The sequence below is a fragment of the Legionella parisiensis genome (assembly GCF_001467945.1).
GTDB classification, from domain to species: Bacteria; Pseudomonadota; Gammaproteobacteria; order Legionellales; family Legionellaceae; genus Legionella; species Legionella parisiensis.
On sequence record NZ_LNYQ01000012.1, the window covers coordinates 461,162 to 487,823 of the forward strand.

Genomic DNA, 26,662 nt, shown 5'->3' on the forward strand with positions numbered 1-26,662 from the left:
TGTTACCCCAAGTAATTTGCAATATGACGCATGATTCGTTGCTCGGCAGGTTCTTTGTGTTCTGCAAAATTGAACTTGTTACCTGTGATTCGTTCATACAATTGAATATAACGTGATGAGAGTTCTTCAATTAATTCTTGTGGTGCTTGTGGAAGTTGCTCATCGTGATAAGGATCTGAATTTTTTGCAAACCATAAGCGTAAAAATTCTTTATCAATATTTTCTGGTTCTAGTCCGGCTGCAATACGTTCCTGATAGCTGTTAGCCAACCAATAACGACTGGAGTCAGGAGTGTGAATTTCGTCAACAACAATAATGTTCCCTTGCGCATCGCGGCCAAATTCATATTTAGTATCTACTAAAATCAAACCATGATTTTTAGCCATTTCAGCGCCACGTTCGTAGAGTTTAAGAGCTAAAGCACTGGCCTCTAGCCAATCTTCTTCAGTCATCCATCGTTCAGAAACAATTTCCGCTGGAGTAATTGGGCGGTCGTGAATTTTTTCTTTGGTTGTCGGAGTTAAAACAGGTTGTTCTAATTTTTGATTTTTACTTAATCCTTCAGGAAAGGTGATTCCACAATAGTTACGTACCCCACTTTGATATTGTGTCCATAAAGAAGTACTGGTTGTGCCACTGATATAACCTCTGACTACAAACTCAATCGGAAAAACAGTACATTTTTTTGCAATAACGACATTGGGGTCGGGAACTGCAATAATGTGGTTAGGTATAAGGCTTTTGGTTTGCTCAAACCACCAGGCACTAGTTAAATTAAGTACCGCGCCTTTATAGGGAATGAGTGCGAGATGTCTGTCAAAAGCTGTTAGTCTGTCTGTAGTAATGAGCATGATGGCATCACCAAGATCATACGAATCTCTTACTTTTCCTTGATATTTTTTTCCTACAGGTAAATTCGTTTGATCTAGACAAAAAGCCAAAGCTTCGCGAATTTCATTGTTATAACGAGTGGTCGTAGCGGTAGCATTCATGAGCATAAGGATTCCCGATAATGTGAGTTAATAAAATAGGGTCGATTAACGCAGTGACATTGGTTTCATCGCTGGTAAACTGCCATAAGACACCATGTCTTATTTTATTTATTTCTTGCACTGCATAATGGGTATTAAGCGTTTGTAAGGTTTGTTGTCCTTTCAAGTCTTCTTTTGCGCGCACCAGATAAGCTAAAGTATTTTGCGACCCAAGCTCGCTTGCAGATACTTCGCGCTCTTTCCGATCGGAATACAAAAGTCCAGTATTTTTGAGTTGGGCAAACTGTTCTGCAGAATCACATTCAACTTCCCAATGCTCAAATCGATTTACCATTACTGGAAAACCTAAGCGCCTTAACGTTTTTTGTACGGTCAAAGCTTGATTATCGGTGATAATTAGTTTGACAAGGCAGATATGGCTGCTTGGGGTTTTGCTGAAATTTCTTGGGGTGTGATTCGTAACTTGCTTACTTTTTTGGGTTACGGATACGTCTTGGCCCGGGCTATATTGATGTTCTTTTATGTAATCACGCATGGACGCAAAAATAGGGTCGCCATTTATCGTACGCTCAGGATGAGGCATCATGGCTATGACGTTCCCAGCTTGATTGGTGATTGCAGCAATGTTACCTGCAGATCCATTGGGATTAATGGGGAAATTATCAATGACATTTCCTTGGGCATCACAATATTGAAATAAATTTAAGCCGTGTTTTTCGATTTCTTTTAATAAAGAATCCGGCATAACAAATCGTCCTTGCGCATGGGCAATAGGAAGATGAATTAAATCTGTGGTTTGAAGATGGCGGGTAAACGCATTATGCTGATGATTTTCTGCCAAGCGTATATGTACCCAGGAATTATAAAAACCTGTTCCTACTATTTTGCCATTGGCAATACGCTTATTTTCTGTGAGTGACATGCTGATATCATTCTGATTGAAACCTGGTACTAAACCGGATTCAACGAGTATTTGCGCGCCATTACAGATTCCCACTACGGGTTTTCCTTTTTCGCTTTGTGCTTTGATTTCTTGAATTACCGGATCAAGTGCAGCAATAATTCCTGCGCGGGAACGATCTTCATAGGAAAAGCCCCCGATAAGAATATAACCATCCAGGTTACGTAATTTCTCTAAGGATTCATTCCACAAGAACTCTACAGGCTCCATGCCAACACGTTTTACAGCAAGCGCTGTTTCGCGCTCACAATTGGATCCTGGAAATTGAATTAAGCCAATACGTATCATAACAGCGTCACCTTTTGCTCTCCTCTTACGACCTGTCCAATTTCATAAAGAGGGAAAGTAGGAAAATCGCGGAGTACTTCACGAACAGCAGCGAGTGTTTCTGGTGCTATAAACAGTACTAAACCTGCACCCATATTAAACGTACGATACATGTGGTCGTCATCCAGGTGTCCCAACTTGCGTAATAAGTTAAATATGGGCAGTTCGGGGATTTGTTTTTTATGGATTTCCACAGAACAATTTTTGGGCAAAATACGTGGAATGTTTTCCAATAAGCCGCCCCCAGTTATGTGCGCCATGCCTTTAATGGGAATGTTTTTTTCCAAAAGACTTAAAACAGGTCTGGTGTAATTCAGATGCGGTGTTAACAGTTCCTCACCAATGCTGTTGGAAAAATCTTGAAATTGTGATTCAACTTTATAGCCGGCAACATCAAAGAGTAACTTTCTTGCGAGTGAATAACCATTGGTGTGCAAACCACTTGAAGGAAAGGTGACTACGAGATCGCCTTCACATATCTCTTTTCCTTCAATCGCTTTATTTTTTTCTACGACCCCGGTAATGACGCCGACCAAATCCAGCTCGCCTGGCAGATAGGTGCCTGGCATTTCAGCCGTTTCACCACCCACTAAAGAAATGTGGTTTTCTGTGCAGGCTTTTACCATGCCATTAATGATCTGTTCGATGATTGCCGGTTTTAATTTATCGTTAGCAATATAATCGAGCAGGGTAAGCGGTTTCGCTCCCAAAACAATAATGTCGTTGGTGGTGGCGCTTACTAAATCAATGCCAATGGTATCAAATTTTTGCATCATTTTGGCGACCATCATTTTGGTCCCAACACCATCGATGCTTTGTACAAGAACTGGATGCTCATAATCTTGCAGCAGGTTTTTAAGATCATACATGGCACCAAAACTGCCAATTCCAGTAAGTACTCGCGGTGAAAAAGTACTTTCTACCGCTTTTTTTATACTACGAACTGCTTCATTACCTGCTTCAATGTCTACACCTGCAGCTTTATAATCAATAATTGACATTATATGAGCCTCTCAACTAAACCATTTTTCCAGGCAGTTTTGGCTGCACTGATTGATAGATTGATAACCGAATTGATTACCAGGTTTGGAGTTGCTGTCGTTTCACCTATAGCTTGAAACGGCACAGAATATTTATTAAATATCTGTTCCAGCGTACTTATTTTTTCCGGAGAGACTTCGAGAATAAATCCGCCGCTTTCCGAAAACAGTTTCTTATCATTGGCTAAATCACCAGGAATAAAAACATTCACCCCAATTTCATTTTTAAAACTCATTTCCGCTAGGGCAACAGCAACACCGCCTTCAGAAATATCATGTGCTGACAAAACCAGGCCTGCTTGCATGGCAGCATGTACCGCATTAATTTCATCCGCGAACGCAGCAAGTTGTGGTTTGGGTAATTGACTGCCCAGCTGATTGTGTAGTTGGTAATACACACTACCGCCGCATTCATCTTTGCGTTCGCCAATCATTAACAGCACTGAATGCGTTTTTTTGAAATCATAAGTTACTGTTTTGGAGTAATCGCTGACCGCGCCAATGCAACTGATGATGGGGCTCGGTGGGATTGCACCTTGAGCCGATTCATTATAAAGAGACACGTTACCTGAAATAATAGGCAGGCTTACATTACGATCGGTAAACATTTTTACTGCATCACATGCATCGACTATGCCGCGTACGGAATCAACAAACTCACCCATTTGTTCGGTATTTTCAGGATTACCAAAACACAGGCAGTCTGTTAGGGCGAGAGGCCATGCGCCTGCTGCAATGATGTTACGTACCGATTCAACAACGGCATTGACTGCACCCCAATACGCGTCAATTTTGTTATAACGCGGATTATGATCGACAGATAGGGCAACAGCAGTGCGTCGAATTTCTTCCGGATATTTATCCTCATTAAATGGAGTAATTACTCCAGCATCGGCCCATCCTGGTTCAATGAATGAACGGCCTTGGACCTGTTTGTCATAACTTTCATAAATAGGGGCACGTGAAGCAATGTTTTCATGTGCAAGTAAACTGAGTAATTCTGCATTGAAATCACTTACTGAAACGTGTTCTGGTTCACTGTAAGAGCTTTGTTTCGAACTGAATGGGCGATCATAAAGAATCCCTTTAGTAATGTCTTCTGCGCGTGCGGAAACAATTTCTTTGCCCTGGGCCTTCACCACATATAAGCCATCGTTTCTGATTTGCCCGACAACAGTTGCCTGTGCACCATCACAGATTTCTGGAAGCGCAAAACGATCATTGTAATGTTTTAGGAAGGTATCGACCAGATCTTTGGGAACAACCCACATGAAGCGTTCCTGGGTCTCAGAACATAAGATGACAGCGGGCAATAAATTGTCCATGCTGGTTGGCACCAGATCAAGATTGATTTCTGCCCCATAGCCACTGGCTTCCGCCAATTCAACGCTGGCACAAGCAATTCCTCCTGCGCCCAGGTCTTTGAAGCCAACTCGATCGATTAGATCTTTTTCGCGCAGGAATTCAAACATGGCATAATTGGCTTTAAGGATATGGCGTTGTAAAAAAGCATTGGGTTCTTGCACCGCTCCTTTATTTTGCTCTTGTTGTTCTTCACTCAGCGTTGCTGAAGCAAAAGCTGCGCCGCCAAAACCGCTGTTGTCTGTAGGTTTGCCAACTAATATAAATTGATAGCCTTCTGCATCGGCTGGCGCATAAGAATGAATAATGTGGTCTTCTCTGACGACACCTAAAGTGACTACAGTGACCAGACAGTTTTCATTATAGGCTTCATCATAATAAGTATCACCGCCTAAATTGGGGATGCCAAGGGGGTTTGCGTAACCTGCGATTCCTTGAACTACTCCTTGATGTATCCATTTTGTTTTGGGGCGAGTAATATCGCCAAAGCGCAAACTGTCGGCAACGGCTATGACTTCTGCGCCCATGCAACAGACGTCACGTACATTTCCACCAACTCCTGTTGCTGCACCTTCGAAGGGCACGAGCTGCGAGGGGTGGTTATGTGATTCATGACTCACCACGATGCCATAACGCCTGTTTTGTTTATCAGTAGCTACAGCAACAATTCCCGCATCCTCTTTAGGCCCGAGAATGACGTGGGGTGCTTTCGTGTTAAATTGGTTAAGGTGTTTGCGACTACTTTTATAAGAACAATGTTCGGAGCCCTGGATGGACCATAAAATACATTCCGCATAAGTTGGTGGTCGCTTTAATAAGGAATTTTGTATGGTAAGGGCTTCATCGGGAGTTAGGCGCACGCTAAAACGTTGGAGTAATTTGGCTATTTCCTCCAAGGACAGCTGAGAAAAATCAAAACAATCCGGGGCTTCTTGCATTTTAGGGGATCTGACCTATAGCTAAAACGTCACCAATTTTAATTGTTTTTCGCTTATAAAGCAATACATATTTTGCATTTAATTGACAATTTGGTCAAAAATTGAGAATTTTTGGGCGCACGAAATATCGCCAGGGTGAGGCGTCAGCCACCACCCAGGTTTACTTTACTGAGCCCTTTGGCTACGGCTGCGTGTGCCTTCACCCAGGCTGCATGTACTAAAGAAATGAATAGGTTAGGGTTGCTTCGATTCCTCCCACAATTTCTCAACAATTTGCGGATTTGCCAAAGTGGATATATCCCCCAGCTCATCCAGACCCTGGATTTCTTTGCATGCAATTTTACGCAAAATGCGCCGCATAATTTTACCTGAGCGTGTTTTAGGTAAATCATGTGCAAAATGAATGACATCGGGTTTTGCAATAGGTCCTATTTCTTTATTGACCTGTTGGATTAACTGCTCTTTCAATGCGGCATCAGCAGTGAAGTCCTGTTTTAAAATGACATAGGCGTAAATGCCCTGGCCTTTAAGATCATGGGGGATACCTACTACAGCTGCTTCCGCAACAGCAGTGTGGCTTACCAGCGCACTTTCAATTTCTGCGGTACCTAAGCGATGTCCTGATACATTAATCACATCATCTACTCTTCCTGTAATCCAATAATCACCGTCTTCATCTCGTTTTGCACCGTCTCCCGTTATGTAATAGCCATGGTGCAAATACGTCATGCAATAACGTTGGTGATCACCCGCAATGGTTCTGGCCATAGATGGCCAAGGATATTTAATCGCTAAAAATCCTTCACCAGCACCTGCTATTTCATGGCCGTGTTCATTGAGTAATACAGGAATGATTCCTGGAACTGGTTGACGTGCTGATCCTGGTTTTGTAATCGGATCATCAGCTCTGGGACTAATCATTATCGACCCGGTTTCAGTTTGCCACCAGGTATCTACTATTTGACATCTGTTTTGCCCTACTTTTTGATAATACCATTGCCATGCTTCAGGATTAATGGGTTCCCCCACCGAGCCCAATAGTCGCAAGGAACTTCGAGAACTGGACGCTAACCATTCATCGCCGGCACGCATTAAGGCACGTATCCCTGTGGGTGCAGTATAAAATACATTCACGTGATGCTTATCAATGATTTGCCAATCTCTGGATGAATCAGGCCAGGTGGGAATTCCTTGATACATCAAGGTTGTAATTCCATTGCAAAGCGGGCCATAAACCACATAGCTATGCCCGGTTACCCATCCTATATCTGCTGTACACCAAAATACTTCACCTTGTCGGCAATTAAAAATTAATTCGTGTGTGTACGCTGTTTGTACCAGATATCCTCCAGTTGTATGGACTACCCCTTTAGGTTGGCCAGTACTTCCAGAGGTGTACAATATGAATAGTGGATCTTCTGCATCCATGGGTTCAGGATCGCAGTGTGTACTTACTTTATCTTTAAGCTCATGCCACCAATAATCTTTATTTTTATCAAAGGCAGCTGAATCATCGCTCGTTTTTATGAGCAGCCTTTGCAAGGGTAAATCATGGCATGCTTCATCAACTTGTTTCTTTAAAGCAATTATTTTACCGCCTCGACTGAAATGGTTTGCGGTGATAAGGCAGGTACATTCTGCGGCGAGTATCCGTTGTCTTAATGCGTGGGCAGAGAAACCGGCAAAGATGACCGTATGTACTGCACCAATACGCGTACAAGCCAGCATGGCAATTGCTGCTTCAGGGATCATAGGCAAATAGATGGCTACTTTATCCCCTTTTTTTACCTTTAAATGTTTGAGCACATTACTCATGCGACATACTTCAGCATGTAACTCTGCAAAGGTCAGGATTTTTTCTTGGGTTGGTTCATCTCCTTCCCAAATAATTGCTGGCTGATTCGCTTTTTGTGGTAAATGCCTGTCTAAACAGTTCATGCTGACATTCAATTTTCCACCTTTAAACCAGGTTACATCACCGTGTTTTAATCCCCCAGAGAGCACGGTATCCCAGGGTTGCAGCCAATCTATGGTTTGTTGCGCCACTTCAGACCAAAATTCGGCTATGGAGTCTTCCGTTGGTGTTAATTGGGGATTGAGTAAATGAGCATGCATATTATACCTCTTTGCCTTGGGAAATCAGTTTAATAATTGCGGAGAAATCGGAATCACCCATACCTTGGTCAATAAAATGCTGATAAATAGCCGTTGCTTTAGCACCTAATGGAGTATTTACATTGACTGAGTGTGCTGAGTCCTGACTGAGCAACAAATCCTTCAGCATCATTGCTGCCGCAAATCCAGGTTTGAAATCGTTGTTAGCAGGAACATTTTCTAAAACTCCGGCAACGGGTGCATATTTGGTCATCGCCCAGCATTGCCCTGATGCATTGCTTACCACTTCAAAGAGTTTTTTTGGGGACAATTGCAGTTGTTCGGCGAGAATAAAGGCTTCCGAAACGGCAATCATGGAGATTCCTAGAATCATGTTATTACATATTTTTGCTGCCTGCCCACTTCCTGCGCCGCCAGTGTGAATTATCTTTTGTCCCATAGCTTCCAGGATAGGTTTCGCAGTATGAAACGCGTCTTCTTCTCCACCAACCATGAACGTTAATGTGGCTGCTCCTGCTCCGGCTACGCCGCCAGATACCGGAGCATCAACGACTTGTAGCTGGTGTTGTTTTGCCAGATTATGAAGTTCACGTGAACTGTTGACGTCTATGGTGGAGCAATCAATATATAAAGCGCCTTGTTTTGCTGTTTGAAACAATCCATTGTTGCCATGGCAAACGTTCAATGCTTGTTGTCCATTTTGCAGCATCGTGATCAATACATCTTTCTCTTTGGCAATTTCATATGCGTTTTGCGCGATCAGGCCACCTGCTTGGGAAAAATGCTGTAAAGCAGCTTGCTGCAGGTCATATCCGGTAACCTGATGTCCTGCTTTAACAAGATTAATGGCCATGGGTAAGCCCATATGCCCGAGTCCCACAAATCCTATTTTTGCCATTGAATTCTCCGTGTTATGTAGAAATGTAGCCCGGGTGAAGGCGGAGCTGTAACCCCGGGTTATGCCTGCGCCCGGGCTACATTAATTTCTATTTGTTTTAACCATGCGTCGGCATAATAAAAGCACTTTCGTTGATTTCACTCACAGGCCATTTACTGGTAACAGTTTTGCGGCGGGTATAGAAGTTGATGCTTTCTTGTCCATGCATGTTGGTGTCACCAAAAGAAGAATGTTTCCAACCGCCAAAGGGATGATTGGCAACAGGCACGGGAATAGGAATGTTGATCCCCACCATGCCAACTTGTACGCGCTGGCTGTACTCACGAGCACTAAATCCATCACGGGTGAAAATTGCAGTTCCATTGCCGTATTGATTTCTATTGACTAAATCAAGGGCTTCATCAAAATGATTGACACGAACAATCACCAGAACCGGGCCAAAAATTTCATTTTGATAAATAGACATATCTTCATGAACATGATCAAACAAACATGGTCCCATGAAGAAGCCCTGTGGATGTTCGGAATGTTTAAATGTTCTGCCATCAATGATTAATTTTGCTCCTTCACTTACTCCCTTATCTACGGCGGCCAAGACTTTTTCTCGATGCGGTCCGCTAATCAATGGCCCCATATCGGTATCGGGTGCATCCCCTGCATTGATACGGGTTGCTTTGATTTGCGGTGTCATTTTTGCAATTAAGGCATCCGCAGTATGCTCACCTACAGTAACTACGACAGAAATAGCCATGCATCGTTCGCCTGCAGAACCATAAGCTGCTCCTACAATCGCAGCAGCAGCTTGATCGAGATCCGCATCAGGCATTACGACACAATGGTTTTTCGCCCCGCCAAATGTATGCGCGCGCTTTCCATAAGAGGTTGCAGTAGCATAAATGTGTTGGGCAACAGGTGTAGAAGCAACAGCAGTAAAGGCAGCAATGTCTGGATGAGCGAGTAGCTGGTCTACTGTCGCTTTATCACCATGCAGGCAGTTGGCAACGCCATCTGGAAGCCCTGCGTCACTTAATAATTCCAACAAACGGACAGGGGCGGAGGGATCTTGTTCCGAGGGCTTCAAGATAAAAGTGTTGCCGCAAGCAATCGCTGGAATCATCATCCATACAGGAACCATAACTGGGAAATTAAAAGGAGAAACACCTGCACACACACCTATTGGTTGCCTTAAAGTATGACAATCTATTCCATTGGTTACGTCAGCGGAAAAATCTCCTTGAAGTTGATTGACCAGGCCGCAATGTAATTCCACTACTTCAATAGCACGTGCTACAGAACCTTTGGCATCATCCAAAGTCTTACCATGTTCGCGGGTGATGATGCGTGCGAGATCCATCTGGTTTTTTTCTAATAAATCGCGGTACTTAAAAAGGATTCGTGCTCTTTTAATTGCTGGGGTTTGTGCCCATCCTATCCCTGCTTCTTTAGCAGTGGCAACAGCTTTATCACAAAGTGATCTGGATGCAAAATGAACTTGGCCGACTACTTCTCCCAGAGCGGGGTTATAAATAGCGTGGCTTGTCGTGTTTTCATTGATTAATTGGCCACCAATATAATGTTGAACAATGTAGCTCATTTGCAAACTCCTTTTTATTATTTTTATCAAATTAAGTGATTATTGTAATTGTTTCATGGAATTATTTATACAATAATAACGAAGAGATTAGGACTAAAATAACCTCTTTTTGAATCGCTTGCGTACCAGCGATATTTTGAACTGGGGTAAGTAGTTAAGGAAATTAATCGATGGGAAAAGGAATTATTTTACGTGTACCTTATGGTACCGAATTACCACAAGAAGTACTCCAGGCCTTAGAAATTCGCTTTCCTGGCTATATTTTAGAAACTTACCACCAGAAGCCTGATAATCACCGCAGTTATGAGCGACGGATTAATAGTTTTTGTAAAGCGTTCTCCTTTCTTCTTGAAGCGTATCCGCTACCACTGCAAAGCAGCTTTTTGGCCAAAAGCACTTTAGAAGAGTATGTGGGTGAATGTAAAGATAGGGCGTTAGAAGTAAATGGCTCAACAGATGAATTGCATATAGAGCTCGAAAGATACACCGCCAAATTACTTGAAGTGATTGCTTTGGTATGGGGTGTTTCTATTAAAGAAGCAGTCGAGCTTTTGAATGAGGCAGAGCAGTATGACTTAATGCGTCATGGCCGCTATGATCTGGCAACATTAACGCCCATGAAGCTGGGAGATGATGACTACATTATCCAGCTCGACGAATCACTTTCTCCTTCCTATGAGCAAGTCCTAAATGAATTAAAGCAAATAAAAAAAGGAAGATATCCTAAAACTCCGCCCTGGTTTTATACTCTTAATGAGCATCAACAAGCTTATTTTTGCAATCTGGATCGAAAAATCGAAAGCCCCACTGAAGTGGTCCATGATTTTAATGATTTCTTACTCAATTGGGATTCAATAAAAAAGAAAGCAATCAGTTTGACTACAGACTTACAGCAAATTGCTACGGGATCTTCACCGCTTCCTTTATGGTTTAATCAGCTGAGTCCACACCTGCGAGAAATGATACGAATTTTGGCGGCTGATCCTTATACTGTGGATAAAAAATTAGACAAGTTTAAAAAGCTGCTCACCTCAGAGAATTTTAAGCGGGAATGTGCCGACTCAGTGGGATACATTTCAAGTATTCCACAATGGTATTGGGTATTACCCCATCATCAGCAGTTTTTTCTGGGGCATGTACTTAAAGAGTTCGATCGGGAAGAAGATGCAGTTACCTTTTTATCCAGCCGTCACCGAACGCTGCCTTTACCTGCGAATTATGCTGCACATAGTTTATTGGCAGTAAGCCGTGAGGGAAAAATTCGTGAACTTTCAAAGAAGCGGTATCGCTCAAGCCATATTGCCACACGCGATGGATTGGAATGGCCGCAGGCAGTTCAGGAGCGCCATAGCGATTCAAATCTTGCTAAAGTGATGGAGCATTCGAATTCAGAGCAGCTTCCACTGTTACAAACGCTGATTAGTCCAATTCATGCAGCAGATTATGTACCAAATTGGATAACGGATTATTTGCCAACACTACCTCCGGATTTGGAGCTGTACAAATTAGCGCGTGCTGCGGTAGAACGGCGAGCAAAAACTCAAGCAATGCTCCAAAGCAATCACCCCTATAATATAGCAAAACGCGTTTATTATACCCCGTCAAATGATAAAGACAGTTTGAATTTATTGGCTGTTGCGAAAAAATATGCTTCTTCGACCCCAGGGCTGCAGACGCTTTTGGAGCAATATAAAAGTGTCTTAGAATCAAAACCAGGGACGGCGACGATATTTGATTATGCAGGCAGAGAATTGTTTTTGAGTTCTCTGGAGCAGCTGATTATTTTGACTATTGGCGGCCATTCTTATGGTTCTTGTGTGAGTGGCAAGGATAGAAAAGCGATTGAGCTTATTCATACTGATGCCATGATTCTTTATAAAGAGCTTTATGGAAGCTGGCCTATATTTGATGAACTTTGGGATAAAAAAAATCGCATTCGTTTTGTCTCCTTGGTTGCTGATCTTTATATGAGTCGTCATCAGCATGAACATGCAGGGCAGAATGCGCCAGGATCTGAAGGAATAAAAACTCCTGATTGGTATTTACCAGAAGATATAGCCACTGAAATTATCAAACGTCTGGATAATGAGCGAGCGCTTAAAGAGGATGACCGGATTGCAACCGATAACGAAGTGAAAAATATTTTTATTGGCGGCTCTAAAAAAATAAAGGAATATTTATTGCCTGGAAATACACTGCTCTGTCGTTTGGCTGCGCGACAATTAGGTAAAACAAATTGTAATAGGCTTTATGATGCCTTACATCCATTAATCAATGAGAAAAGCCTGTTTACTCCAATAGACACGGGTTCACGTTGGTCTGCAGTGTTCTTTCCTGAGCCGCCGACCTGTCCTGATGGAATACAGAAAATCTTTGATTTAATGCAGAATCCATCCTCTGGGAAAGATAATGTTATTCGAGTTGAAAAGATACTCCAAATTGCATTTGAACGCCCTGAGTCCGATGAAAGCCGTACTGAGGCAACTAATTCCGTTTATGGACGTTTGCGCAGCTTTTTAAAGCCAAGTGAAAGTCCCAGTTTTTCTGAATTGGTTGGAACGACTGTAGATGAGTGGACCAGCTTGTTTAAAAAGTCGAAAGAGTCACATCTTTATGAGGTAACTAATTATTACTGAACGCCAAGATGAAGCACAACGCAACAAAAATCGAGCCAATATAAAACTCGTTTTCTAAGCGTTTCGCTTCACCCAGCTACAGATGTTAATTAGGGTCTGTTTACAATTTTAGTCAAGATAGTAGAGTTGTAACAGACACTAAAGTAAGTGCTCAAGACCATAGATTAATGTAGATAATCCCGTTACTTTCTGACATGACAAAATAATTCCAGGCATAAAACTACGGCGATCAATGCAGTCATCGGTAATGGTTAAGGTTTCACCTGGGCTGCCAAAAATGACTTGTTGACGGGCAATCACGCCAGGCAGGCGCAAGGAATGAATATTGATCTCACAGTGAACTCCTCCGCGTGCACCAGGGATTAATTCTTTTAGATTCAATTTGTTCTTAGGATTCTTTCGTGCTGCAGCAATCATTTCAGCAGTTTTTAAAGCAGTTCCAGACGGTGCATCCAGCTTTTGTTGATGATGTGCCTCAATAATTTCTACTTCAGGTAAATATTCAGCAGCTTTGGCAGCAAAGAGCATCATTAAGACTGCGCTTATAGAGAAATTAGGAACAATAATTCCACCCAGACGGTGGCTTTCACATAAAGCAGTTAATTCTTTAATTTGGTCAGGAAGTAGTCCAGATGTGCCAATAACAGGATGTGCACCGTGATTGATAATCGTGAGGCTATTTTGATAAACACAATCCGCACGAGTCAGATCAATAACAATTTGTGCTTTAGTGTCTTTGATGGCTTGCGCCAAATCATCTTTTTTGCCAAGTTGTGCAACTAATTCAAATTCCTTATGGTTTTGCAGAGTTTCACAGGCTAGGGTCCCCATTTTACCATTGGCCCCATTAACAATAACACGAGTTAGCATAGTTCTCCTTGATGAAATAAGTTATTTTTTTTCTTTTGGGGGAGGGTAGTGTGTTCGCCATGCCCAAATGGTTGCAAAAGGCCATCCAATCACCGTAGCTTGTAAGGCTAAAGAAACAAATGCTGCACCAGGATTATCATTCATTAAGAACACGATCCATGGAAAAAATACAGCAAGAAATACCATAAACATTTTTTGTATGAAATTGGTCATATGTGCTCCATATGTCTTCAAATGATATATCTGGCCAGACATATCAACGAAAATAGTATCAACAACATTGGCAGATTAAAGCAATCTTGTTTTCATTATAGGACTATCAGCGCTTATTTTTCTACTTTTGATTTTCAGTTTTTATGTGCAATTACTGAACATGATTCAGAGTGCTTGCAAACAATCATTAAACATTGTACATTGTGCGCTCATTCTTAATGTGAATGATTTCATTTCCGGATATGACATTCAATATCTAACAAGGGTACTCTAATGAGAAGACAAGAGCTGCACCCACGCACTGCCGTTATTAATAAAGCTCAAAAAAATAAGTCTAAAAAAGCACGAACAGACGCCTTATTGTGGCTCGCTGCAAATTTCCCTGCAGCATTTGATAATTCGTTACGAATCCGTCCGTTAAAAGTGGGAATTATGGATGATATTTTGCTTTTTGCGGATAAGGCAGAAGAAGTGGGTATTTCCAAAAGTAAATTAAGGGAAGCAGTGGTTTTATTTACGCGCCGACTTGATTACTTGGCATGCTTAAAGCTGCGAGAAATGCGAGTTGATCTGCACGGTAATGAGTTCGGTGCGGTCAGTGAAGAGGAAGCAGAGCATGCGGCAGCCAAGATTAAAAAGCGTGTCGAGAAAAGTGTAAGAAATGCACGTAAAGTTCAGACAGAAAAAGCACCAGTTCAAACCAGCTCGAATCAGCAAACCTCGAGTTTTCAAGCGAAAATAAGCCAATCACCCTTGGTGGCAGAGGATCATTTTCCTACTTATCCAGCACGCTCTTCAACGTACAATACGTTAAATGCACCAACTCAACCGGCTAAGACAACAGCTGTAGTGGTGAAACATAAAACGACAAAACAATATGATCCAGATGTTGTAGCACGTTTGAAAGAGAAACTGGGTTTGTCTCGAAATGACAAAAAAGAAGAAATCATCGAATAGTTAATTGATTCAGATAAACGGTCGCACTCTATATGGGGTGCTGCGACGCAGGCGGATCTCTGAAAGGCAGCCCCAAACTTTAAAAGTTGTTTCTTGTTAATGCTGAATTTAATTAGGTTAATTTTCCATTTAAGGGATGCTTCGTTTGCTAAATGCAAGTAAATCATTTTGAGCGGGTGATGGGAATCGAACCCACGCCATCAGCTTGGGAAGCTGAGGTTCTACCATTGAACTACACCCGCAGCGAACTTATTATAGAGTACATTTAAATCCGAATAATCTCCATACTGTTTGTACCACCCGCGGTACCAATGACGCGGCCGCGAGTTAATAAAACGAAGCCTTTTTTCTCAAAATGGCCTGTCTTTATTAATTCCTCAAGCACTTGTTGATTCAGTGTTTCGGTAGCGAATTGATGATAATTCATAAATACCGGGAAAACATTATGGGCAAGGCACAAACGACCTATAGTTCGCTTATTAGCCGATACAGCGACAATAGGAACCGTACTTTGTTGTCGTGATATCCATAAAGCGGTATCACCGGACTCAGTCAGGGTAATAATTGCCTGTATAGGAAAATGATTGGCTGCGTGCATCGTGGCCATGGCAATTGCTTGATCCGCGCGGTGGTAATGACAGGTTTCATCAGTGCTGTGATAGTAAAAACTGGCATGTTTTTCTGCGCTTAAGCAGATCTTATTAACCATGCTCAGAACTTTTACTGGAAACTGACCACTGGCCGTTTCTGCAGACAACATCACCGCATCTGTTCCATCCAATATGGCATTGGCAACATCCGAAACTTCTGCCCGTGTGGGTTGAGGATTGTTAATCATCGATTCCATCATTTGCGTTGCGGTAATTACAACTTTGTCTAATCGACGGGCTTCACCAATGATGTGTTTTTGAATCGCGGGTACTTCCGCAGCACCGATTTCAACACCTAAATCGCCGCGGGCGACCATAATTGCATCCGCTTCCTGAATAATTTCAGTGAGGTGGTGTAACGCTTCAGTGCGTTCAATTTTGGCAATGACGGGTATTTTTTTACCAAATTGAGTCATGAGTGCGCGGGTATGACGAATGTCTTCGGCATCTTTTACAAAGGATAAACTGATGTAGTCTACCTCTGCCTCAATGGCGGTATGTAAATCACGCTTGTCTTTGTCGGTCATGGTTCTGGCTGCCAATCCACCGCCCTTTCTGTTTAGTCCTTTCAGATCACTTAAGATGCCGCCTTCAACGACAGTACAGTGAATTTTGGAGTTGGAAATGCTTTTAACCTCTAATTCAACTAAGCCATCATTAAGCAGTAAATGATCGCCTGGGGTCAGTTCACGAGACAGACTCGGGTAAGCCACAGACACTTCATTCGTATCACCTAACAGCTCGGGGGCATTGCAATCCAAAGTAAAGGCTTGTCCTTCAACTAAAGTGATGGATTTATTTTGGAAGCGGCCAATGCGGATTTTAGGTCCTTGTAAGTCAGCCATTACTGCCAGTGGCCGATTTAATTCCTCGGCGATGTTTCGCACCAAAGCAATGAGCTGTAATGCAGAGGCATCTGCATGGGAAAAATTGATGCGTACCACATCAACACCTGCGGTTAACATGGCACGAAGTATTGCCGGATCACTACTGGATGGTCCTAAAGTGGCAACGATTTTAGTTTGTCTTAACATCTTTTGCTCGCTCCTGCAAAATGGCAACAGCTGGCAAGGTCTTTCCTTCCAAACACTCAAGAAATGCCCCACCTCCAGTAGAAACATAAGAAATTTGCTGGTTCAGATCATAGAGATCAATCGCTGCAAGCGTATCACCGCCACCAGCTATTGAAAACGCATCGCTTTCAGCAATAGCAATGGCCAATGCACGTGTTCCATAAGCAAATTGTGCAAATTCAAAAACGCCAACCGGACCATTCCAAATGATGGTTTGGGCCTTGTTAATAATATCTACATACTCACTTACCGTTGTAGGGCCGATGTCGAGGATCATGTCGTCAGATGCAACATTTTGCAACGACTTGTTATAGGCCGGACATTGTTCGCTAAAGGATTTGCCTACCACCACATCACTCGGTAATGGGACATGACAGCCTTTTTCTTTAGCTAACTGGAGAATTTCACGTGCTTCTTGCAGCAGCTCTTCTTCATAAAGAGAGACACCGATTTCAAATCCTTGTGCTTTTAGGAAGGTATTTGCAATGCCGCCACCAGGGATTAAATAATCAACAAGGGTAACTAACTGGCGTAATAAACTGAGTTTTGTAGAAACTTTTGCACCGCCAACAATTGCAACAATCGGTTTTTTTGGTGCAGCAAGTGCTTTCTGCAAAGCATCCAGTTCATGGACCAATAAAGGTCCTGCAACGGCAATCGATGCATACTGAGCTACACCGTACGTAGAGGCGTGGGCTCTATGGGCTGTACCAAAAGCATCCATAACGAAGACATCACAGAGGCTGGCGAGTTTTTTAGCCAGTTGCTCGTCATTATTTTTTTCACCAACATTAAAGCGTACGTTTTCACAAACCACGAGTTCACCTGGTTTAACATCGACGCCATTGAGGTAATCACTTACGAAATGAACAGGGTAGTCCAAGTTTTCCTGCAAGTATTCTGCAATGGGTTGCATGGAAAAACGCCGTTCTATTTTTCCCTCTTCTGGACGCCCTAAATGAGATAAGAGCATAACTGCAGCGCCAGCAGCCAAGGCAGCTTTCAAAGTGGGTAGTGCGGCCTGTAATCTTTGATCACTGGTAATAATTCCATCTTTGATTGGAACATTCAAATCTTCGCGAATTAACACCCGTTTTCCAGACAGATCTACATCACTCATTTGTATCAGATTCATCAGTTATCTCCAAACTGGGGTTTTAGCAGCTCATCATTTGCTGTGCAGTATCCAGCATACGATTAGAAAAGCCCCATTCATTATCGTACCATGCGACTATTTTCACGAGCTTGCCGAACACTTTGGTTTGCGTGGTATCAAAAATGGAAGATGCCGGGTTATGATTAAAATCACAAGATACTAAAGGATCATCATTGATTTGCAAGATACGGCTTTTTGCCTGGCGTACAATGTCATTCACTTCTTGTGCAGTGGTTTCACGTTTTGCAGTAAAGGTCAAATCAATCACAGACACATTAAGAACTGGAACACGCATTGCAAAGCCATCAAGTTTTCCTGCTAATTCAGGCAATACCAAGCCTACAGCTGCCGCTGCCCCTGTTTTTGTCGGGATAATAGAGTGGGCTGCTGCACGGGCGCGACGTAAATCTTCATGGCTTCCATCCAAAAGCATTTGATCATTGGTGTAGGCATGAACTGTATTTAATAAACCGTATTCAATACCTAAAACATCATTTAATGGTTTTACAACAGGTGCCAAGCAATTGGTGGTGCATGACGCATTGGAAACGATGAGATCTGATGCTTTAAGTGTTTGATGGTTGACTCCATAAACTATGGTTGCATCCACGTTTTTTCCTGGGGCAGAAATCAATACTTTTTTCGCACCAGCAGTAATGTGTTGCATCGCTTTTTCTCGCTCAGTAAAGAAACCGGTACACTCTAAAACTAAATCAATCTTTAGTTCTTTCCAGGGGAGATTCTGCGGGTTACGTTCGGCAATGATTTTGATTGCATGACCATCAACTACTAACATGTCGCCTTCAACCTTCACATCGGATGTGAAGCGGCCATGTGTAGTGTCATAGCGGGTCAGATGTGCTGTAGTCTCAATGGCGGATAAGTCATTGATCGCAACGATTTCAAATTCATTTTGTTTTTTGGATTCAAAAATTGCTCTTAAGATACAACGGCCAATGCGACCGTAGCCATTAATCGCGACACGTATTGTCATATTACTCCTCTCCAATTTTAGTAATGAGTTACTTATCTCAAGTTAAGCTTCTAATCTCGTCTCACTGCCAATAAGTTAAGGATTTTTGTCATTCCCGCGAAGGCGGGAATCTATTTTTAAAGCGGCATTTTGCCTCGCTAGAAATGGGTTCTTGCCTTCGCAGGAACGACAGTTTTTTGCTTAACTTCATGGCGGTGAATCGTAGCCTGGGTAAAGCTGTAACCCGAGATGCATGATCGCTCCCCGGGTTACGCTTCACTTCACCCAGGCTACAAATTCTTTAAATAATGTTTTAATTTTTTTGTACTAATTTTTCCAAAGTTTTAATTATGTGTTCTACCGTAATACCTAGATATTGATATGCTTGGCTTGCAGGAGCTGATACGCCAAAACGATCCAGACCAATTACTGCACCGTGCAAACCAACAAATTGATACCAATACGCCGAACTGGCTGCTTCAATTGCGATACGCGTGTGAATGTTTTGGGGCAATACCTCATTTTTATAACTTTGGTCTTGCTCCAGGAACCGTTCTGCACAAGGCATGGAAACGACTCTCACTTTAAGGTTGTGTGCTTGCACTTGTTCTGCAGCAGCAAGTGCAAGCTGAACTTCCGAGCCCGTTGCAATCAGGATGGCATCCGGGGTGCCATCGCAGTCCATAATGATATAACCTCCTTTTTTAATCAGTTCCGCTGCGCTTGCGCCGTGTGGCAATGCAGGTAAATTTTGTCTTGAAAGCAGTAAGGATGTTGGGCCATTATGATGCTCCAAAGCGAGTTTCCATGCAACGGCTGTTTCCATTAAATCTGCAGGGCGCCATACGGTCATGCCTGGAGTCATCCGCAACATGGACGCATGCTCAACTGGCTGATGTGTTGGGCCGTCTTCGCCTAAACCAATCGAATCATGGGTAAAGACATAAATAACGCGTTGTTTCATCAAAGCACTTAAACGTACAGCATTGCGCGCATAGTCGGCAAAAACCAGGAATGTTCCGCCATAAGGAATAAATCCTCCATGGACCGCAATACCATTCATGATGGCTGCCATCGCAAATTCACGCACGCCATAATACAGGTAATTCCCTGTAAAGTCCTCGCCAGTAATGGCCTTGCTGCCAGACCAATCGGTATTATTGGAACCGGTTAAATCGGCGGAGCCGCCAAGCATTTCAGGCAGCATGCGGGCAAAATGTTCGATGCATTGCTGGGAGGCCTTACGCGTCGCAATGGCTTTATCATTGCTGCGGCAGTGCTCAAAAAATGCATGGCTTTGGCTTTGCCAATCATCGGGAAGATCGCCATTGATGCGACGTAAAAATTCATAATGTTCTTGGGGATAGTGTTGTTGGTATTCATTCAAAAGCATTAACCACTGCTGCTCTTCTTTTTCCCCTTGTTCCGCATGATTCCACTGTTGATAAATGGTATCGGGAATAATAAAAGGTTCGTGGTTCCATTTAAAAAATTCGCGTACCTTGGCAACGTCTTTTGCACCTAATGCAGAGCCATGGGCTTTTTCACTACCGGCTACAGAGGAGCCGAGACCAATTACTGTCTTGCAGATAATCAGCGTGGGTTGCGTGGTATTGGCTTGTGCTTTAAGAATGGCTTGCTCAATCGCGTCCATATTGTGGCCGTCTACTGCCTCGATGACGTGCCATTGATAGGCTCTAAAGCGTTGTGCTGTATCATCAGTAAACCAAGACTCGACTTTACCATCAATAGAAATTCCATTGTCATCATAAAAAACAATCAGTTTTCCTAAACCCAAAGTACCCGCTAGCGAACATGCTTCGTGGGAAATGCCTTCCATAAGACAGCCATCACCAGTAAAGGCATAAGTATAGTGATCCACAAGATGCAAATCATCGCGATTGAAGTGCGTTGCGAGAACGCGCTCTGCCAAAGCCATGCCTACTGCATTGGCTAAGCCTTGTCCTAAAGGTCCGGTCGTAGTTTCTACCCCAGGAGTGTGGCCAAATTCTGGATGCCCAGGGGTTTTCGAATTAAGTTGACGAAAATGCTTCAGATCATCTAATGAAAGATTGTATCCAGTCAGATGCAGTAATGAATAAATCAGCATGGAGCCATGCCCATTGGATAAGACAAAACGATCGCGGTTAAACCAGTGAGGATTCTTCGGATTGTGTTTTAAAAACTTCTTCCATAAAACGGTGGCAATATCAGCCATGCCTAACGGCATTCCTGGATGCCCTGACTGGGCTTGTTCTACTGCGTCTACACTTAACATGCGAATGGCATTAGCTAATTCTTTGGAAAGATTCATGGGTTCTCTTGTGCACTTAACTAGGTGTGCTATTGTCGCTCAGATGACATTAATCATCAAGAAAACAAGTTCATTTTGACTATTTTTTTTCAAAAAGAGCTAATTTTGTCCTATTTTCCTGTTTTATGAGCATGCGAAATCGATAAATTAACCTAAATATAGTATAGTCGAATCAGGCAAATCATAGGGGCTGATGTTATGAAAACATCACCATCATAATTGCCAAACAATCGCGCATGGGAACACAATCCGGTCATAAATTTTCTTTTTGTGCATATTTATATATAATTAGGCCTATTTTTTTACTTTTAAAGTTATTTATAGACAGTAAGCAAATGATTAATATACTATTGTCTATTTGATATCCCAAAAATATATTTTAGGACATCATGATCCCACTAATTCGACATTTGCATGAAACCTTTCCTGAGCTCTCTCTTGTTGCCCAGGCTGATAATCCATTGAATTGGACGTTCACAGAAAGTATTAAAAAGTTGGGACCCGATTTTTATCGTAAAATAATCCCCATGCATCTGGTGATGAACTTGGAATATAGCCTTTTAGGACAACAACTCAGGGCTAAATTTCTCTCCCCAAAACCTATAGATCGCGATGAGCTCCGTGAACAATTGATTGCCGCATTGATGATGGCTGAACTTTTGGAGCACATTTATCGATACCATATGGACATACCCAGAGAAGTGGTTCGCTTACGTGCCCAACAAAATCTGTATCGTGAATTATTGGCAGAACTTATTTCAAATTTCCCCAAAAGGCTGCCTGGAAAAGCTCCTGAAAATTTTTCCGTCACCCAGGAATTACGAAATACCATCATGGACATCAATTTATGGCGACTCCTCATTGTTCGTTCAAAACGTGCATTGGATCTTCTTGCCTTGGTGCATACAGAATCCCAAGTATACCTTCGCTTTGTAAAAATCATGGACACAGTGATGGATCCGTTTCTCATACACCTGGCATGGTTTTTTTGGTTGCCGCGCTTGGTAGTGAATCTTTTTTCTTTATTTAAGCACACCGTTCCTGGTTGGTGGATGGATGAGCGCGAAATTTCATTAGGCTGGGCGGTGCGTTTTAGTGCCCAAATCAAAAGACGCTATTTTGAATTTGGCAATGATATTGTTTGGGTAGGTTCAGGTCTGATTAATACCTTTTATTTAACCGGAGCCTTAGCTCCTTTTGCATTTTACGTATCCCTTGCTGTTTTTGCCTTTGATGTCATTTGGGCTATGACTCGGGCTTATATTGAGTTGAGTCGCATGTATGAACTGCGCACACAATACAGCGAGATGCTCGATAAGCCGCATACCTTAAAAGAGGAACGACAAATAAAAGAACATCTTAAAGCCATAGATAAGCAAATAGCTTTAGAAAAGTTTCGCTTAGGCTCGCATGTAGCGACTACAGTCTTTATTTTTTTAGGGATGTGTATGGCGCTTCCCGTATTTGCTGTGAATCCGATTTTACCGCTCATTGGGGCACTTATCCTGGTTACAGTTTGCATTGTAAATTTTGCCCTTACCGAAGAAGTAGCCAATAGGCGGCCTAGGGATACCCTGGATCGTTCCTCTGCATTATCCAGACTAGGGCTTTTTAGCGCTAAAGCGCCGCCCACTGTAGATTTGGATGTTATTCCCGAGGATGATGAGGAAGAAATGGAATGCGATAATTCGATTTGTTGTATCTAAGACATAAGGCTTGGCGCAATGCCGCACGTAGTCCCGTAGCCTGGTTGTCTATTCTGTCATCCCCGCCTAACAGATAACACGCTTCTATATCTCAATGAGTTCATTGAGGTATAGAGGCTTTATGAATTGAATGCTATGCTTTACGTCTTGTATCCATTTTTGAAGGTAAAGCATGTCAGTAACCGTAGGACTACCCCAATTTAGCCGTATCGATGTCAATCATTTTCAATCCCATCTGGACGCTATGTTAAAAAAACATTTGGATCAGGTTGACCGTTTACTCAAAGAAAACCCTCATTATACCTGGGACAACCTAATGTACCCCTTAGACGATATGGCTGATGAACTGGAACGTTTTTGGTCGCCGATGTCTCATTTGCATGGGGTCCTCGATTCTCCCGAGTTACGCAAATGCTATGATGCCTGCTTGCCATTGCTTTCCGCTTATGAATCAGCAATGGGTCATAACCATGAATTGTATGAAGCCATTAAATCAATTGACAAACATGCGCTCAACCCAGTGCAACAAAAGCTGATTGCCGACAGCCTGCGTGATTTTGAGTTATCAGGGGTTGCCCTGAATAAGGAACGTAAAAAACGCTTTGAAGCAATTCAGACGCGCCTGGATGAGCTAACCAATAAATTTGAACATAATATACTGGATGCAACCCAAGCCTTTACCTTTCATATTAAAGATTCTGCACGTTTGGCAGGGCTGCCCGAACATGCTTTAAATACTGCCAGAGAAGTTGCTGCTGAAAAAGGTCTTGAAGGACATGTATTGACTTTGGAATACCCTTGTTATCAAGCAGTGATGACTTATGCCGAAGATCGTGCGCTACGCGAAGAAATGTACCAGGCCTTTATTACTCGAGCTTCAGATCAAGGTCCTCATGCTGGAACTTATGACAATACACCTTTGATGCAGGAAATTTTGGCATTACGCCATGAAAAAGCCGAGCTTTTAGGATTTAACAACTATGCAGAATTGTCGCTTGCGACCAAAATGGCAGAATCAACTGGCCAAGTCAGGGATTTTATGGATGATTTGGTTCAGCGCATCCATGCGCAAGCAACAACAGAGTTCAAGCAGTTGCAGCAATTTGCTGAGGAAAAATTTAAGCTTAAACCCGTAAAGCCTTGGGACGTAGCGTATCTGTCTGAAAAACGAAGACAAGCATTGTTTACCCTGTCACAGGAAGATTTACGACCCTATTTTCCGCAACCTAAGGTCATGGAGGGTGTGTTTAATCTTGTTAAAAAACTTTATGGGATGTCCATTGAAGAAGTGCAGGGCGTGGATATTTGGCATAAAGACGTACAATGTTATTGTGTAGTTGATGAACACAATAACGTTCGCGGCTACGTGTTTACGGATTTGTTTGCCAGACCGAACAAACACAGCGGTGCCTGGATGGATTCATTACAAAGCCGCAGAAGGTTGGAAGATGGCACGGTACAGTTACCCATCGCGACCTTGACCTGTAATTTTGCAAAAGCATCTGCCAATAAGCCTGCGATGTTATCGCATGAAGAAGTGGTCACTTTATTCCACGAATTTGGCCATTGTTTGCATCATATTTTAACTCAGGTCGATTATCTGGGCGCATCAGGCATTAATGGGGTCGAGTGGGATGCAGTCGAATTACCCAGCCAATTTTTTGAAAACTGGTGTTGGGAGAAGAGTGGGTTGGATGTGTTGACCGCGCATGTAGACAGCGGTGAACCGCTTCCCGAAACTCTTTTTGAACGGTTGATTGCCGCAAAAAATTTCCAATCGGCAATGGCGATGTTACGGCAGATGGAATTTTCCATATTCGATTTTCGTATCCATCAAGAGTATGCGCCCAAGCAGGAATCCTTGGTTGAGCATATCCTCGCTGACGTACGTTCCAAAACCAGTGTGATTCCTGTTGTGCCCTACAATCGTTTTCCGCAGAGCTTTAGCCATATATTTGGGGGCGGATACGCGGCAGGATACTATAGTTACAGTTGGGCAGAAGTTTTATCCAGTGATGCGTTTTCTCGTTTTGAAGAGGAAGGGGTATTAAATCCCAAAACGGGGCACGATTTCCTGCATTGCATCTTGGAAGCCGGCAGCTCGAAGAAAGCTGCGGAGGCCTACAAAGAATTCCGTGGCCGCCCGGCAACGGTTGATGCGTTGTTACGTCATAACGGTATTCAAGGGTAAAAACAAAGCCTGGGGGAGGACAAAAGTCTTAACCCAGGCAAGCCCATCCTGAATTTTCAAAGAAAGCTGCTAATTGGCACACATTTTATGTTATACTTAAAGTGTACAAAGGGGGCGACCTGGCTTCGACGTGGGTTGCAAAACCAGAGGTGCATGCCGAGATTGAGAACTCTCGTAAATCAGACTCAAACTAAATATAAATGCAAACGATGAAAACTTTGCTGGTGGAGAAGCTATCGCTGCCTAATAAGCGCTTTAGTTGAACCATCACTGTGTACTGGCCAATAAACCCAGTATCCCGTTCGACCGAGCCCGCTTATCGGTATCGAATCAACGGTCATAAGAGATAAGCTAGCGTCCTAATCCATCCCGTATTAAGGCGCGAAACTCAGGGAATCGCTGTGTAGTATCCTGCCCGTCGGAGAATGCACAGTTAAATCAAAAGACACGGCTACGCATGTAGAGCTGAAGGCAGAGGATTTGCGGACGCGGGTTCGATTCCCGCCGCCTCCACCAATCATTAAAACCATTTCTGACCACCAAAGACCATCATAAACCCAATGAAATCAATGCATTGGGCGGGTTTTTAATAATTTTTATGTTGTATTTCATGGTCTATCATTGTCTACAAAATGTCCCAAAAAAGCCCCGGATTTTAATTTAATGCCCCAATGACGCCCCAAAAAATTGGGTAAAAATTAATTCATTATGCGTGAACCAATTGAAATAGAGTTAACGATAAAAATCAACTATCGCTTTAATAGTACTACTGTGAGCTTCTGTAAGATCTTTTCTCAAAATGCAACAATCACTTTGAGAATAAATTAAAACTTCCAGCCGTTTTTTGAAATCTGGGTGGTTAATAAAAATATCTAGATCTTTGGAATATTCTTTGGCATCTTGCGGAAGATAAGCAAATATTAGATTGCATGTTTTTCCATCTGAAATAGATGAATATGTAATAAATGGCATTTGGGCCATAAATCTTTTGGGTAATCGCTCCCTGCCAAATTGATGTAAAAATATGCCAGCCCTCCCAACGAATAGAGGATTCTCTATTCCTCCTTCAAAATGAATATAATTCATTTGGGGATCAACAGCATTAAGCAGCTTTTCACAGATTTCTTTTCTTTCTAAATAATCTGCTTCGGCCATTTTTAATCCACGCAGGAAAAATCCATTTTTAATTCTTCTGGCTTTTTCATTGGTTTTTTTTGATGCGCCTCCCACAAATGCAGCATCCTTCAAAAATTCGTGTTGTTTTAATTGCAATTGAAGAACATTTAACCCATAACATATAATTCTGTAATGAGCTAGCAGAGCAATCTTGGGAGTTACAATACCATCAAAATTATCCAATTCATGAAAAAGGCTATGGTCGTGTTTATTACAAAATCCTTTAAAGGTTGAGATCTTATCTAAATCGCATGGTTTATAGTATTTTCGTTTTTCTTTAGGTCTTATGTTTTCAAATGGTTCATAAACAAGAGTTTGTAGTTGAATTATCTGATTGTTTGCATATTTTCTAATGCATGATTTAGATAAAACATGAGAACCAATAGGTGGTTCATTGCATCCTGGATACATACAAGCCTTATTTTCATATTTAATGCTACTAAAATCTGAAATTAAGCCATAAGGTCTTGGAGGAATAAGTTCTACTTCAGTCTCTACAGTCATAAATCAAATTCCAGTG

General features: G+C 42.4%; 18 protein-coding genes, 1 tRNA gene and 1 other RNA gene. 5 read left to right on the top strand and 15 right to left on the bottom strand.

Annotation, left to right across the window (positions count from 1 at the left end):
- Positions 1-2: 2 nt before the first annotated feature.
- The 7 genes from Lpar_RS04710 to Lpar_RS04740 all read right to left on the bottom strand — a co-directional run bounded on the left by Lpar_RS04710 (position 3) and on the right by Lpar_RS04740 (position 10,227).
- Positions 3-998, bottom strand: a complete 996-nt coding sequence (locus Lpar_RS04710) for a phosphoribosylaminoimidazolesuccinocarboxamide synthase (protein ID WP_058516829.1) — start codon at positions 996-998, stop codon at positions 3-5.
- Entirely contained in the window at positions 961-2,241 is a 1,281-nt protein-coding gene (gene purQ, locus Lpar_RS04715; protein ID WP_058516830.1) for a phosphoribosylformylglycinamidine synthase I, read from the bottom strand. Before purQ ends, Lpar_RS04710 begins: the two co-directional genes overlap by 38 nt.
- Entirely contained in the window at positions 2,238-3,281 is a 1,044-nt protein-coding gene (gene purM / locus Lpar_RS04720; protein WP_058516831.1) for a phosphoribosylformylglycinamidine cyclo-ligase, read from the bottom strand. The genes purQ and purM overlap by 4 nt, the downstream gene beginning before the upstream one ends.
- Positions 3,281-5,620, bottom strand: a complete 2,340-nt coding sequence (purL, locus tag Lpar_RS04725) for a phosphoribosylformylglycinamidine synthase subunit PurL (protein WP_058516832.1) — start codon at positions 5,618-5,620, stop codon at positions 3,281-3,283. The genes purM and purL overlap by 1 nt, the downstream gene beginning before the upstream one ends.
- Before the next feature lie 234 nt (positions 5,621-5,854).
- Positions 5,855-7,735, bottom strand: a complete 1,881-nt coding sequence (gene acs / locus Lpar_RS04730; protein ID WP_058516833.1) for an acetate--CoA ligase — start codon at positions 7,733-7,735, stop codon at positions 5,855-5,857.
- A 1-nt stretch (position 7,736) separates the two neighbouring features.
- Positions 7,737-8,633 carry a 3-hydroxyisobutyrate dehydrogenase gene (mmsB, locus tag Lpar_RS04735; protein ID WP_058516834.1) on the bottom strand — a complete coding sequence of 299 codons (897 nt, stop codon included), beginning with the start codon at positions 8,631-8,633 and terminating at the stop codon, positions 7,737-7,739.
- A 97-nt stretch (positions 8,634-8,730) separates the two neighbouring features.
- The gene (locus Lpar_RS04740) at positions 8,731-10,227 is read right to left on the bottom strand and encodes a CoA-acylating methylmalonate-semialdehyde dehydrogenase (RefSeq protein WP_058516835.1); all 1,497 of its coding nucleotides are present in this window, start codon (positions 10,225-10,227) and stop codon (positions 8,731-8,733) included.
- A 170-nt stretch (positions 10,228-10,397) separates the two neighbouring features.
- On the opposite strand from Lpar_RS04740, the gene Lpar_RS04745 reads away from it, so the two are divergent.
- Positions 10,398-12,863 (top strand): hypothetical protein, encoded by a 2,466-nt coding sequence (locus Lpar_RS04745; RefSeq protein WP_058516836.1) that lies wholly within the window; start codon positions 10,398-10,400, stop codon positions 12,861-12,863.
- Between the two features lie 138 nt (positions 12,864-13,001).
- Here Lpar_RS04745 and dapB read toward each other — a convergent pair whose 3' ends face one another.
- Both dapB and Lpar_RS04755 read right to left on the bottom strand, forming a co-directional pair.
- Complete coding sequence (gene dapB / locus Lpar_RS04750) at positions 13,002-13,733, bottom strand: 4-hydroxy-tetrahydrodipicolinate reductase (RefSeq protein ID WP_058516837.1); 732 nt, start codon at positions 13,731-13,733, stop codon at positions 13,002-13,004.
- Positions 13,734-13,754: 21 nt separating this feature from the next.
- Positions 13,755-13,946, bottom strand: coding sequence for a hypothetical protein (locus tag Lpar_RS04755; RefSeq protein WP_058516838.1), 192 nt, complete (start codon positions 13,944-13,946; stop codon positions 13,755-13,757).
- Positions 13,947-14,219: 273 nt separating this feature from the next.
- Here Lpar_RS04755 and Lpar_RS04760 point away from each other — a divergent pair, with 273 nt between their 5' ends.
- Positions 14,220-14,903 (top strand): ProQ/FinO family protein, encoded by a 684-nt coding sequence (locus Lpar_RS04760; RefSeq protein ID WP_058516839.1) that lies wholly within the window; start codon positions 14,220-14,222, stop codon positions 14,901-14,903.
- A 171-nt stretch (positions 14,904-15,074) separates the two neighbouring features.
- On the opposite strand, the gene Lpar_RS04765 is transcribed toward Lpar_RS04760, so the two are convergent.
- The 5 genes from Lpar_RS04765 to tkt all read right to left on the bottom strand — a co-directional run bounded on the left by Lpar_RS04765 (position 15,075) and on the right by tkt (position 21,069).
- Positions 15,075-15,145: transfer RNA gene (locus Lpar_RS04765), tRNA-Gly, on the bottom strand.
- Between the two features lie 23 nt (positions 15,146-15,168).
- Positions 15,169-16,587, bottom strand: a complete 1,419-nt coding sequence (gene pyk, locus Lpar_RS04770; RefSeq protein ID WP_058516840.1) for a pyruvate kinase — start codon at positions 16,585-16,587, stop codon at positions 15,169-15,171.
- Positions 16,571-17,761, bottom strand: coding sequence for a phosphoglycerate kinase (locus Lpar_RS04775; protein ID WP_058516841.1), 1,191 nt, complete (start codon positions 17,759-17,761; stop codon positions 16,571-16,573). The genes pyk and Lpar_RS04775 overlap by 17 nt, the downstream gene beginning before the upstream one ends.
- A 22-nt stretch (positions 17,762-17,783) precedes the next feature.
- Positions 17,784-18,776, bottom strand: coding sequence for a type I glyceraldehyde-3-phosphate dehydrogenase (gene gap / locus Lpar_RS04780; RefSeq protein ID WP_058516842.1), 993 nt, complete (start codon positions 18,774-18,776; stop codon positions 17,784-17,786).
- A 292-nt stretch (positions 18,777-19,068) separates the two neighbouring features.
- The gene (gene tkt / locus Lpar_RS04785) at positions 19,069-21,069 is read right to left on the bottom strand and encodes a transketolase (RefSeq protein WP_058516843.1); all 2,001 of its coding nucleotides are present in this window, start codon (positions 21,067-21,069) and stop codon (positions 19,069-19,071) included.
- Positions 21,070-21,458: 389 nt separating this feature from the next.
- Between tkt and Lpar_RS04790 the strand changes: the two genes are divergently transcribed.
- The 3 genes from Lpar_RS04790 to ssrA all read left to right on the top strand — a co-directional run bounded on the left by Lpar_RS04790 (position 21,459) and on the right by ssrA (position 25,482).
- Entirely contained in the window at positions 21,459-22,775 is a 1,317-nt protein-coding gene (locus tag Lpar_RS04790) for a hypothetical protein (protein ID WP_058516844.1), read from the top strand.
- A 172-nt stretch (positions 22,776-22,947) separates the two neighbouring features.
- A complete protein-coding gene (locus Lpar_RS04795) occupies positions 22,948-24,966 on the top strand; it encodes a M3 family metallopeptidase (RefSeq protein WP_058516845.1) in 2,019 nt (672 codons plus the stop codon).
- Between the two features lie 110 nt (positions 24,967-25,076).
- Positions 25,077-25,482, top strand: a transfer-messenger RNA (tmRNA) gene (gene ssrA / locus Lpar_RS18305).
- A gap of 216 nt (positions 25,483-25,698) precedes the next feature.
- Here ssrA and Lpar_RS04800 read toward each other — a convergent pair.
- Positions 25,699-26,646, bottom strand: coding sequence for a hypothetical protein (locus Lpar_RS04800; protein ID WP_058516846.1), 948 nt, complete (start codon positions 26,644-26,646; stop codon positions 25,699-25,701).
- Positions 26,647-26,662 lie beyond the last annotated feature (16 nt).